This window comes from Quyinboa ferrireducens (assembly GCF_042436675.1).
Classification (GTDB): domain Bacteria; phylum Bacteroidota; class Bacteroidia; order Bacteroidales; family UBA5342; genus JBHJHP01.
In genome coordinates this window covers 754,926-768,478 of record NZ_JBHMVA010000001.1, presented here as the reverse complement: position 1 = coordinate 768,478, position 13,553 = coordinate 754,926, and the positions used below count along the sequence as shown (strand labels likewise).

Below are 13,553 nucleotides of genomic sequence, written 5' to 3'. Positions count from 1 at the left end.
ACTTCAAATTTAAATGACTTATTCTTCAAATAAATTCCCTTCGGCATTATTGGCATAGCTATTTCCGCTCTGAGTTAACTGAGCACCACTTCTTACATATATGCCATATCCGCCGCTATTATCAATCATAGAGTTTGTAACTTCCAGTTTTCCTGATTTTACAAAAATTGCAGTTGGCTGGTTACAACAATACACGTAATTTCCACCGGCATTACTAATGGTCGCATAATTTATTTTATTATTCAGACTGTTAGTCTCTGTATGAATTCCACGCCAGTATCCCTGTACATCCTGAAAACCATACAAACTCACGCTCCCGCCTTCTGAGCCTGAAATTGAAAGAATGCCATCATCGTAAATGCCCAGACCACCATCTTCTTTAAAGACCATTTGTACCCCTGCCTGAATTTCAAGTTGTGCGGTAATATCCACCACATAATCTACAAGGTATGGTATGGATTGATCAGGATTTGTAATAACCACAGGATCTTTGACATCAGTATTGGAAATAAAAGTGATATAATTCTTTGTGGTTGTCGTACTGCTGTATTTTGAATTTGTATTCAACTCATTAGCCCGCTCTATAGCTATTAATAAAGGCTCATCTTTTGCTTCTACATTTACATTGCTGTACTCTGAAAAGGTAAACGCATCTGCAGCATAAATACCAACAGAACCGCTTGAAACATTTAAATGATCTACCGAACATTTTCCGTCTTTAAAATATAATGCAGAAGGATCAACACAACAATAAACATAGTTGGAACCTGCATCGTATACATTCAGGTAATGCAACTGATTATTCAGACTGTTGGTCTCCATATGTATACCTCTCCAGTAACCTGATACATTCTCTTTACCCTGTATGGTCACAGGCAGTGCATCAGTTCCTGTAACCTTAAGTGCTCCATTGTCGTACACGCCAATTCCGCCGTTTTCTTCCATTTTTATCTCCGTTCCTGCTTCTATGGTCAGCAGTTCAGTAACATCCAGTACTTTACCTTCCATGAGATATGGTACATTCGTGGGTTTCCATGTTGTTTCAGAGGTAATTTTATCAGCCCACACAAAAATATTATCTGATCCATTTCCGGTATAATCAGATCCTAAACCATCAATGTCTGATAACACGTTTGTGGAGAAAGCAGCCGGGTAACCATCATGTGACGTTATGGTCACATCGGAATACCCAGCAAACTCAGAACCATTGGTTGCAGCCAGTCCCGTTTCCGCACCATTGCTGATGATAACATGATTCAGGGCAATCTTACCGCCTTTAATAAATAAAGATGCCGGGTCGTTACAACAATACACATAATTACTTCCGGCATCCGAAATCATCACGTTTTCCAGTTTATTACTTACGGATGATGATTCAACATGAATACCGCGCCAGTATCCTTTACCCGGGTTGTAGCCCATAAATACTATTGGTCGGTCAGAATCGCCAACCGCATTGATTGAACCATCATCAAAAACACCAAGACCGGAATTTTCGGTAAAAGCAATCACCACTCCGGGTTCTATGGTTAAGGCTGCCGTTACATCAGCAACACAATCGATGAGATAATCAATCTCTGCAGGTCCGTTTTTCAGGGTATAATCAGACTTAAAAGCATTACAATCCAAAATCACCGTTTCAGTTGGGCCAACAGAAGATCCGGTCCCTTCCCTGACCCATTTCTGTTCATTTCCTGCACCTGTTGATCCTACAGAGATCATGATCGTACTGTCGTTTTCCAGTGAGATTTCTGCAGGATAATAATTGTTGTCACTCCCCAGTTCTTCGTAGGAATAAATGTTGTCTCCTTCCGAAATAATATCTTTCCATTTAATATCTCCGGCATTGAATGATAATGCTGCATTGGCGCTTAACAGAATACCCTGATCATTCACTACTTTTATAATCATGCCATCATTTGCAACATTGTTACTTTCCACGCGAACCCATTTGCCTTGTAAGGCTTCAGGAACCTCGCTGTTATTATTATCACAATCGCAGGTTTTCTCCTCACAGCTACTCAGGAACAAAAGGGTTAAAACAAATGTAAATAGGAAATACTTCTTCATACTATATAATTTTTAGTTGATACGCAAGACCGCAAGCATCTACCAAAAGGTGATGTGCCTGAAAAATTAATAAAATTGAATACTTAAATAGTGAGTACAGGGTCTTCCAAAAATGTGACAGAAGCCACTCTATTTAGGTTAACGTAGAATGCTTAACATTGTTTAAATAAAATATATACGACTTTCCCTTTTGCCATATCAATTGTTCATTTCAAAATATTCCCTTGGTGGTTTACCATAAAACTCTTTAAAACGCCGTGTAAAATATGTAGGGCTGGAGAATCCGGTTTCATACGCCGCTTCCGAAATATTACATTTCCCGCTGGCGATCAGTTTTACGGCTTCTTTCAGTCGTACTGCCCTGATATATTCTGTGGTTGAACAATTAATGAGACCTTTCAGCTTCATATGCAGAAGAGACCGGCTCAGACCCATTTCCTTAACCAGATAACTGACATCCATCGTGGAATCGCTGATATTCTTTCTGATAATATTCGTCAGTTTCTCCATAAAGCTCTTATCTGATTCAGAAATATCCATATCACTGATCTGTACATAGGCATCATTTTTAAACCGCTCAATCAGCTTTTTCCGTGTGGATATTATATTCTCAATATTCTTCTCAAGAATTTCAGGATAAAATGGTTTTTCAATGTAGTAATCAGCCCCTGTCGACATCCCTTTTATCCGATCCTCCACTCCACTCTTTGCTGTCAGCAGAATAACCGGAATATGGGACGTATTCAGATTTGTTTTGATTTTCCCAGTCAGATCAAAACCATTCATTTCCGGCATCATCACATCACTTACAATAAGATCGGGAATTATTTTTTCCATCTTTTTGAGTGCTTCGATTCCATTAAGTGCTGTAATAACCTGATAGTTTGGCTCAAGAACCTCTTTCATAAAATCAAGCAGTTCCCTGTTATCTTCCACCACCATAACCAATGGTAAAGAGGAAAGTCCATCTGAATCGATCCGTTTCTTTTCCTCCTTTATGTCGAACAGCGCATCGCTATTCGCCGTAGCATGTTCATACTGTAAAATATGATCAAGTATTTCTGTTTTGTCGTATGCTATTCTTGATGCGGGCAGACTTACGGTAAATGATGTTCCTTTTCCAACTTCACTGTCCACTTTTATATCACCTTTATGCAAAATCACAAGGCTTTTCACATAGGCTAAACCAATGCCTGAACCTTTACTCAGATTTTCCTCAATCTGGAAAAACCGATCAAAAACACGATCCAGCATTTCTGGTTTTATCCCCCTGCCGGAATCCGAAATTTTTATGATCAGCACATTATTTTCGTAACGTGATCGTGATTTTGAACTTTCAATACTGGCAGAAAATTCAACGCGTCCACCCGCTTCTGTGAACTTAAAAGCATTTGACAGGAGGTTAAATACAATTTTATCCAGCTTACCGGGATCAACCCAAACCATGGAATTTTTTACCGGCAGACTTGTAACAAACTCTATATCCTTCGACTCTGCGATGTTGTTAAATGAATCCGAAATTTCATCCACAACAGATCTGATATCGGTTTCAATAATCTGTAATTTTTCCTTTCCGTTTTCTATTTTTCTGAACTCCAGTAACTGGTTGATGAGCTGGAATAAACGCTTCGCATTCTTCTCAACGCCCAACAGTTTTCTCCTTGAATTAGGACTTAGCCTGTCCTCATCAATAATATACCGAATTGGTCCCAGGATAAGCGTAAGAGGGGTTCTGAGTTCATGGGAAATATTCGTGAAAAACTCCAGTTTTACTTTATGGATTTCATCGGCATGTTCCTTTTCCCTTCGTTCCATTTCAATCATAACCTTTGACTGTGCCAGATTCTTACCAACCTTATAAATGATATAAGAAAAAATCAGTGCAAGTAAAAAATAAATCATGAAAGCCCATTTAGTGAGCCAGTATGGCGGTAAGACTTCTATGGTCAGGCTGGTATCATTTGAAACTTCCTGCACATTATACCCCGATCCTTTGACATGAAACGTATAAGTTCCCGGGCTAAGGCTGGTATACGTGGCAAAGTCCCGGTTCCCCACATAATTCCAGTTCGTCTCAAATCCTTCCAGGTAATAGGCGTACTGACTTCTACCACTAAGGGAATAATTTAATGCGGAATACTCTATGGTAAAAACATTCTGATCGTAGCGTAGAACTATTTTATCCGTCTCATTAATTGACCTTTTCAGCGGTGACTTCTGGCCTGGTCTTACAGGTGTATTGAATAATTGAAAACCCGTCAGCACAACACCGTTATCCTTCGCCATCTGTGGATTTTTCTTTTCATTAAACGATACCATCCCACTGTTGCCACCAAAATAAATGTTGCCGTTACTATCTGTAAATGATGCCCTGTAATTAAACTGGTTAAAAGGCACACCTGAATTGCTGTCATATAATATACTTATACCACTCTCAGGATTAAACTTTACAAGACCTTTATCACTACTTGCCCAAAACCAGCCGCCATTCCCCTCTTCAAGACTGAACATCCATGAGACTGGAAACCCTGTTTCAGGATTAAACTTCGTTATTCTGTTTGATTTGAGATCATAACAGGCCAGCCCCTGGTAGGAATCACCAATCCAGATGCGTCCTTTGGAATCTGCCTTGACAAAATTAATGTTATTCATCTCAGGAATTTCATCGAACAGCTGAATTGACTTTGTTTCCAGATTGTACCTGTAAATAGCCTCCACCGAAGAGAGCCATATTATGTTACCGGTCCGGGTCATGCTCTCAACCTGAATGTTCTGTAAAACATCATCCTTCAGTCTGGAGAATCTTTGACTATTAGCATCATACAAAGTCACACCATAAGTTGAACCTATCAGTACAGTGTCACCTACCTTCAGAAATGCATAAATGTTATCAGAAAGAATCTGCGGAACATTGTTTTTATTCAGATGGGTAATTCTACCGGTTTCTGTATCCAATATATTTATTCCTCCTGTGTAAGTAGCAATCCAGAGTTTTGTGTCAGTCACAAAAAGAATATCGTGCAGATTATTATAAGACAGTCCGTCTTTCATGGTATAGTGCCTGACCTCACCCGTCTGTAAATCAATTCGGTTAAGCCCCATGTCTTCCAGTCCAACCCAAAGATTGCCTTTATCATCCTCTGTGAGGCAACTTACTACATTTCCTCCTAGGTGCCAGTCACCCAGACCGGAATTCCATGTCCTGAAAAATATATCTTTTGCACTCCAAAAATTAACGCCTCCAAAATATGTTCCCAACCACATATTCCCATCCTTATCACAGAATGCATCATAAATGGGATTTGTATTCAGGCCCTGTGGATTTGCAGGATCATAACTGCATATGGTGTTCTTCTCATGTAAATCATCATAAATGCTTATCCCGGCCTCTGTACCTATCCAAATTCGATTCTGATGATCCTCTTCCAGACAATGTACCAGATTATGAGGAATTGTATAAGGTTCCGGTTGATCCTTTGAAAACCTCTGATAGCTGTTGTTTTCAGGATCATACCTAAAAACACCATTTGTCTCTTCTCCAAACCATATCCTGTGAGCTTTATCAAGATAAAACAATTGTAACGAAGATGAATTATTTAACTGCGGAAGCGGGCATATTTTGAATACCGAAGAACCAAAACTAAACCAAATCAATTCATTTGAATTGGTCAGTACGACCAAATGATCCTCATCAGCAAGGGATGATAAATATGTGTAACCACCGACCGTTTTAAACTGGGGGACTATTTCATTTATATTCTTTTTTTCTCCGGTGACGGGATTCAGATAAAATATTTCTTTTGTTGTGCTGATCCAAAATCCTTTCCGGGTAACATTAATAGACTGAATGTCAGGAATATTATTAAGTAATGCATATGCATTAAATACTTCCAGATTATTATCGAAAACAAAAAAATCACCCTGATTTGTCCTGGCTATGAGTAAGGAATCTTTAAAATAGAAAAGCTTATTGCAAAAGATTTTAACTTCTCTGCCATCTTCACCATAAGCAGGAAAATCCTGAAACTGTTTACCGTCAAAACGGGAGACTGAAATACGTGTTGCCAACCAGATAAAGCCATATTTGTCCTGAGTAATGCTTTTTACATAAGACGATGGCAGTCCCATCTCATTTGTAAAATGATAAAACTGAACCGATTGATCTTTACCATATATCTGATGGTTCAGATTTAAAAGGAATATAAAAGCTATGACCCACCTGAATATTTTCATTGTGGACTGGCATATTTAAACATCTTAACTCTGGTCACATAATACCTTAGCGATACCACAACAGCAAAATACAAAATTATCTGTGCAGTAAAGCTGTAAATTTAAATGTTTCTGTCAATTTTTAATAACTATCTGAAGAATTTTATCCGGCTCTCAATCCATTTAACCAGATTAAAATGTATACAGATTTTGTCCTCCGTGGCACGATGGAGAACCTTCAAATTCCGAGAAATACTTGTGTATGAGATTATATAATTTCGGATCGTACCGCTTTAATTCTTCCCGTGTATTCACCTGGTTATGCTTTCCGTCCGTTTTTGGTACTTCAGCATTCACGTTAAACCAATCCTGTATTCCTTCAGCCCAGTATTCATATATATTGGTTTTGGCGTATGTATTGGCATACAATCCATTTGCAACAGCCTCATCAAGATATTGCTGCAAGGTATTGTTGAAGGTGGAATCTATTGGTGCGATACCTATCAGATGAATAGCATGCGCAAACTCATGGATCAGGATATCTTCTGCATGATACTTATCGATCTGATAACACAACAGGTTTTCCTCTGCACATGTTGTCAGGGGCAAATTCATATCGCCGCCGAGCCCTCTGGCCCGGAGATCCCAGTTTAAGGTAGTATCATTGGCCAGATCAGCATGTTCAGGAATATCTGTTGTTCCTTCATAACGAGCCATTACACCAACTCTTGCCCCTGCATGCTGCATTTGGGTCAACACTTCTTCAGGCAGATCATTGGTCATGAACATTACAATCTTCCACGCCTGTATCAGGGCCGAATCGGGTACCCTCCACGATGAAATGACAGGAATACCATTGGCGCCCATGTATTTTTTATAAAACGGATCCAGCTTTAAAACCAGTGGTGGTTTTGTTATTTCCGGCGGAATATTTTTATCCCCGACAATACACTGCCCGTAAGAACTTAAAGGTAACAGTACAATATACAACAATGCGACTAAATATATTGAGCGTTTCATCATTTCATCTTTTTATGGTTAATATTATTTCCCCCATTTCGGCGGCAGTTGGTTATACAAGGTTTTCACAAAAAAGTCCCTGCGTTTGTGTTCGCCATAATCCCCTCCTAGTGTATGGTTTGATCCGGGAAGAACCACCAGTTCAAAATCTTTCTTCGCCTTTATCAGAGCATCTGCCACCTGCATGGTTGATGCCGGATCCACATTATCATCCACCTCACCCACAATCAGCATCAGGTCACCCTTTAATCTGTAAGCATTATCCACATTGGAACATTCTGCATATTCCTTCCCTATCGGATAGCCCATCCATTGCTCATTCCACCACATTTTGTCCATGCGGTTGTCATGACAGCCACAGGATGATACGGCCACATCGTAGAATTCAGGATGAAACAATACAGCACCGGTAGAACTCTGTCCTCCTGCAGAACCTCCGAAGATACCAACACGTGTGGTATCCATAAACGGATGTGTTTCTGCTGCAGCTTTGATCCATAGTATTCTGTCAGGAAAACCTGCATCCTTCAGGTTTTTATAGCACACATCATGAAAGGCTTTCGAGCGGTTCGACGTTCCCATACCATCCATCTGAACTATGATGAAGCCCAGTTCTGCCAGTCCCGAAAACGGGTAATTGTAAGGACGGAAACTTTTCTGTGCAAATGATCCCTGTGGACCTGCATAGATGTATTCTATAATCGGATATGTTTTCTCCGGATCAAAATTCGTAGGATAATAAATGTTACCCCAGATGTCTGTTTTGCCATCCCGTGCTTTTGCAACAAACACCTCCGGTTTACGCCAGTTTGCAGCAAGTAAATCTGAGATATCAGCTTCTTCAAGTATTTTCAGTATTGTTCCGTCAGCTGTTTTCCTTAGTACGGTAACCGGCGGTGTATCAACAGTAGAATAGGCATCGGTGAAGTATTTGTAATCGGACGAAAAGGTGGCATCGTGGTTCATCTTTTCAGGTGTCAGGTCCTTTAATCCTGTGCCATCGAAACTGATGCTATAATAATGTATAAAATACGGATCTTCTCCCTCGTTCATTCCTGAAGCAGAAAAAATGATGTTCCGGTTATCATCATCCACATGCTCTACACCTCTTACCAGCCAGTTACCCTTTGTAATTTGATTTTTTACTTCACCGGTTTTGGCATCAATCAAATATAAATGGTTCCAGCCATCTCTTTCCGATGCCCAGATGATTTCCTTTGATTTATCCAAATCATGGCGAAAGTGTTTCCCGCTGTAATCTATAAAAGTTTTACTGGTTTCATTAATAATAACCCGAACGTCTCCTGTTTCTGCATCAACTTCGGCAATCTGGTAAACCTGATGTCCGCGCTGATTGAATTCAAACGTAAAAGCTTCACTACCCGGCCACCATTTAATTCCAAACAAAGAAAACTGGTTCTCAAAAGGCTGACTATTGACCGGTATTTGCTTTAAGTCCTCCACATTAAAAAGACAAGGTTTAAGTATCGGAAGTGCGTCGCCCGGTTTCAGATATTCTCTCTTTTCCAGTTTCGGCTGTAACTGATCTTTAGGTGAAGACTCCACGAAATAGATATAGTGTTTTTCGTTTGGACGTACTTTGTTTACTGCAATTTTTTTGGAATCCGGGGACCAGTCCATATGTCCGGAATAAAACTCTCCGGCAGAACCGTCGAAACTCAACTGTGTTTCGGATCCGGATTTCAAATCCTTCAGCCAAACATTATATTCCCTGACATATGCTTCCCACTTTTCATCAGGCGATTTAACGGGATCGCTTTTATACTCCCCTTCAGTTTCTCCCCAGTGACGGTTGCCCCAACCTTGAACATCGCCTTTTATGTCAACTTTATACTTTTTCAGATCACATTCCAGTCTTTTATCACCTGCTTCAAAGGCAATAGCCTTACCATCTTTAATAAACCGCAGGCGTCTGAGATTAAGTTCAAATGGTTTATAGTCTTTCTTCAGGGATTCATTCAATGCTTTACACAATTTTTCCTGATCAAAGGCCGGTGTAATTTTCAAATGCTCTGCATCCACCAGTTTATACTCCGTTCCTTTACGGGTCTTTATACTGTACCAGAAAACAGGTTTATCCTTTATCCAGTTTACATCAGCATAGGCATTATAAACCAGACTTCCGAATTTAGCTGTAGAATCTGCCCTGGCATAATCTTCAGCAGTCACCTGTGCAAAGCTTGCATAATGTGCAACAAAACTTCCCAAAAACAATAGTACTACTAACCTTTTCATCCTGTAAAAATTATATGTTATTCGTTATGTCCTTGAATATTACAACCTATTTTTTTGTTAATCTGACCATCAATACCCCATGTGCCGGAATTTCCTTTTTCAATTGTTCCTCTGTATCACCAACTGTTTTATGATCCCAAACATCATATACCTGATATACATTCCGGTGGATGCTCACGTCGCGTACAAAATACATTGTATATTTTTTCCAGTTATAATTCAGTTTCCAAGGTGTATCGGTCCGGTTGAGGAAACAGACCGCAACCTCTCCGTTACTTAATGGTTTGGCCCAAATTTCATGCTCCCCCATATCCATAAATTTTCGGGCCTGTACTCCCCTGCTATCCTGGTTTATGGCGATAACATCTTTGTTTGTCAGAATTTTCTTTGTGCTTTGGTCCATTGTTCTGAGATCGTTGCCAGCCATGAGAGGTGCCGCCAGCATGGCCCACATTGAAAAGTGTGTGATATACTCATCCTCCGTCATTCCACCATTTCCGACTTCCAGCATATCGGGATCATTCCAGTGCCCCGGACCTGCATAAGGCCATAATTCGGCTTGTTTATCAATGATATCCAAAACACCGAGACCACCCCAGTCAAAGGTACATTCATAACAATCTCTGATGTCCGCTGTTGTCCGCCACAAATTTCCAATACCTTCTCCCCATTCCCATGGTTTACTCTCACCCCATTCGCAAATGGAAAACACAATTGGTCTGCCTGATCCCTTCAACGCATCGCTCATTGTTTTGTACGCTGCTTTGGCATCCTGACCTTCATTATAGCACCAGTCGTACTTCAAATAATCCACACCCCAGGATGCGTAGGTCCTGGCATCCTGAAACTGATACCCCCTGCTTCCGGGTCTTCCCTGACATGTTTTAGAACCTGCGCAGGAATAAATACCAAATTTAAGTCCCTGATCGTGTATATAATCGGCCAGTGCTTTCATTCCCGATGGAAAGCGTTCCGAATCCGGAATGATATTGCCAGAACTGTCACGGCCCGTCTGCCAGCAATCGTCAATCACAATATATTCATATCCGGCATCACGCATGCCACTGATAACCATGGCATCAGCCATCTCCATAATCAGTTTCTCACTGACATTACATCCAAACTTATTCCAGCTGTTCCATCCCATTGGCGGAGTAGCTGAGATTATAGCGTTATCCTGGGCCTTTAAAGTTAGAACCTGTGTCATCAGCACGAAAACGAGCCCTGCTGTGATGTAATGCCATTTATTCTTCATATCTGTTTTCTAAAGTTTCACCTCCACTGATTTTTTCTTCAGGGGCACAACCCATGCTCCCCTGCTATCCTTCTTATATTTCTTAAGGGAATCAACGGGTTTACCATTCTTTTCCAGTCGCAGATAAGCTTTTGGTGTAAAGTCGTTTTTCGGGGCCAAAACAAGGATTACTTCATGTGTTTTTGAATTGTATCTTACTGCATCTACATTTCCTGCATCCAGGGTGATCCAAAGTTTTTCCGGCGCGATAAATATTCTTGATTTTGATGCCGTTGTGATATCGGTTGTAACCCAGTCGCCATCCTCGCTGATATTACCACCAAACGCAAGCCAGCCAAAGTCATCGTCTCTGGTAATAAATGTGGCGCTGTTGACCGCATATCCAAAGAATCCTGTTCCATAATCGCCGGAGATACCATCGTTGGCCAGTGTGGAAGGGAAGGAATGGAATGCACAAGGTGCAAATCCTTCTTCATTAATATTTGAAATTGCCCCCATTACTCCGCCGTAACCCACACGAAGCAGATAGAGGTTATCCGGTTCAAGCCTGTATTCATGCAATACCGGTATGGCATTCAATGCTGAACCGTAATGATGGATCTGCCGTTCAATACGTGAAAGTTTTCCTCCAAACAGAAAGTCCCAGTATCTGCGCGCGTTTCCGTTATAAGCCCAGTGCGGAATTGTAGGCATATAGGCCATTATTGCCTTCAATGTTACCATCGCTTTATCAGAGAATCCAAAATAGCGCGACCACATATATACTTCTTCCTGTCCGGTTGAATCCCAGGGCATCTCACTTCCAAACGGATAATTCAGCGTGGCCCAGTGATCAGCTCTTTTCTTCATGGCTGCTTCAAGTTTATCAGCCATATCCGCAAAACCTTCATTTCTCAGGTCATTCAGGATCAATAGAAAAACAGTCCCTTCCATTTGCCCGAACTGTGCATAATACGGCGCCTTTTCTACCATGGCCATAGAGGTATAAAAGGCATTCTCCAGGTAAAACCTCCACTGACTGTCATCCACAAGGCCTTTATAGTTTCTGGCCAACCGGTACATCACCCAGTGTGCTGCAGCTACGTGCGGATAATTATAGGACCGGCCAACTGACATTGCTGCTTTCTTCGACCAGGCGGCCCAGGTTTTATAATTTATATCATCTCTATATGTTCCTGCCGGCATGCTGTCCGGTTCATAATAGAACATACTTTTACGAACGCCATATTTATGATCGCCGCTATTGTACTGAATGCCACCCCACAATGTCTGACTTACAAACGAATCCAGCTTTGCGATCTCTTCAGGATCCGGTTCAACCAGTTGCTTCATAATGGCATTTAACCACGCACCTGCACCACCTTCATCACTTAAGCCACAAATCCACGAACGCGAATCCTGCAGAACTTTCTCTCCTGTTTCATAATCGTAGGTTATCACAGACGGGCTTCTGTCAAACAGATCGTCCGAATTTTCATACCATTGTTTGGTTGTTAAGAAATGACCGTTATCTGCTACAACTTCTGCTTCAGGCTTAATCACTTTATAATTGATGGTCTGAAGCGTTCCATCATCATACGTAACAGACAGCCTTGCCCTGCCCCACTGATTTCCTTTTACAATATATTTTTTCCATTTACCATCTGTTACCTTATCAAAGGTTACGGACAGAGCCCCTTCCGGTTCAGAAGTGATTGACTTCACGCCTTTTTCAGCTTTCAGAAAAAGTGTTCCTACAACATCTTCAGGCAACACATATCCAGGGATACCAACGGCCACAGGCCTGTTGTAATCTGCCAGTGTTTTTTCGATGCTCTTAACGGAATCAGCCAGTACAAACTCCACTCCTACATTGTATTCTTCACCAGGTTTCAGCACTTTCTCTGTAGGAACATTCCATTGCTCCACACCTTCCCATTCCCCATCAGCCCAGGCTTTGGAATGGATCATCCACTCATGGAACCCCTCAAATGTTATACCTCTTGGTGTCGGATCATCAAGCAATGGCCTGTACGCTTCGAAGGGCGAATTTTCCCAAGGCAATACAAGCAGAACCTTCCCTTCTCCTTTCAGCGACACCACCTGCAGATAACCTGCATCCATACCGATATACGGGTCATAAAACACATTCTGCGCATGGGCTTCATCCAGTGATTTACCTGTCAGATCATTATTAAATATCATTGGAATACCCAAAGCGCCTATTTCTACATCTTTATCTGTGTTATTAACCAATTTAAAACGCAACACAAGGTGATCCCCTTTCTTCTGCCAGTACCTTGTAAGCTCCAAGGGAAATGTTTCAGGCATGGTAACGTTCAGATTTGAGGCAGCCAGCACCTCCGGATCATTCACATTTAACGACATAACCGGTTTGCGGTTTTCTGCCGTAGAAAAGCTGGCCCAGTCCTCGCAACCACAACTCCTTACTCTCAGATTAATATCCCCCAAATGATAAAATCTGTTTCCTGAACGAGCTTCCAACCTGTCATGGGGTGTGAAGTCGAACCCTTCATCCGTTTTTAATTCTGAAACGGTTTGTGATGCATTAACAAGTTGCAGTTTAATTTGCTGAGTGGAATAATCTGTATACCCACTATCAAGTCCCAGTGTTGGGACAGGCTTCTCTCTCCTGCGATTTTGTGCATTGATAACCGTCCCTGCAAGGATCATTAAAGCCAGAATATACTGATATTTTATCTTCATTTGATGTTGTTTTTTAATACTCCTATTTGCTCAT

General features: G+C 41.1%; 6 protein-coding genes. All 6 read right to left on the bottom strand.

Features of this window, described 5'->3' with window-relative positions:
• Positions 1 to 18: 18 nt before the first annotated feature.
• The 6 genes from ACE01N_RS02875 to ACE01N_RS02850 all read right to left on the bottom strand — a co-directional run bounded on the left by ACE01N_RS02875 (position 19) and on the right by ACE01N_RS02850 (position 13,519).
• The gene (locus ACE01N_RS02875) at positions 19 to 2,070 is read right to left on the bottom strand and encodes a hypothetical protein (RefSeq protein WP_380584619.1); all 2,052 of its coding nucleotides are present in this window, start codon (positions 2,068 to 2,070) and stop codon (positions 19 to 21) included.
• 198 nt (positions 2,071 to 2,268) lie between these two features.
• Positions 2,269 to 6,303: a hybrid sensor histidine kinase/response regulator transcription factor gene (locus ACE01N_RS02870; protein ID WP_380584617.1), complete on the bottom strand. Its 4,035-nt coding sequence runs from the start codon at positions 6,301 to 6,303 to the stop codon at positions 2,269 to 2,271.
• Between the two features lie 171 nt (positions 6,304 to 6,474).
• On the bottom strand, positions 6,475 to 7,302 hold the full coding sequence (locus tag ACE01N_RS02865) for a hypothetical protein (RefSeq protein WP_380584615.1): 828 nt from the start codon (positions 7,300 to 7,302) through the stop codon (positions 6,475 to 6,477).
• 24 nt (positions 7,303 to 7,326) lie between these two features.
• The gene (locus ACE01N_RS02860) at positions 7,327 to 9,558 is read right to left on the bottom strand and encodes a S9 family peptidase (RefSeq protein WP_380584613.1); all 2,232 of its coding nucleotides are present in this window, start codon (positions 9,556 to 9,558) and stop codon (positions 7,327 to 7,329) included.
• A 46-nt stretch (positions 9,559 to 9,604) separates the two neighbouring features.
• Complete coding sequence (locus ACE01N_RS02855) at positions 9,605 to 10,813, bottom strand: glycoside hydrolase family 27 protein (protein WP_380584611.1); 1,209 nt, start codon at positions 10,811 to 10,813, stop codon at positions 9,605 to 9,607.
• 9 nt (positions 10,814 to 10,822) lie between these two features.
• A complete protein-coding gene (locus ACE01N_RS02850) occupies positions 10,823 to 13,519 on the bottom strand; it encodes a DUF5695 domain-containing protein (protein WP_380584609.1) in 2,697 nt (898 codons plus the stop codon).
• Positions 13,520 to 13,553 lie beyond the last annotated feature (34 nt).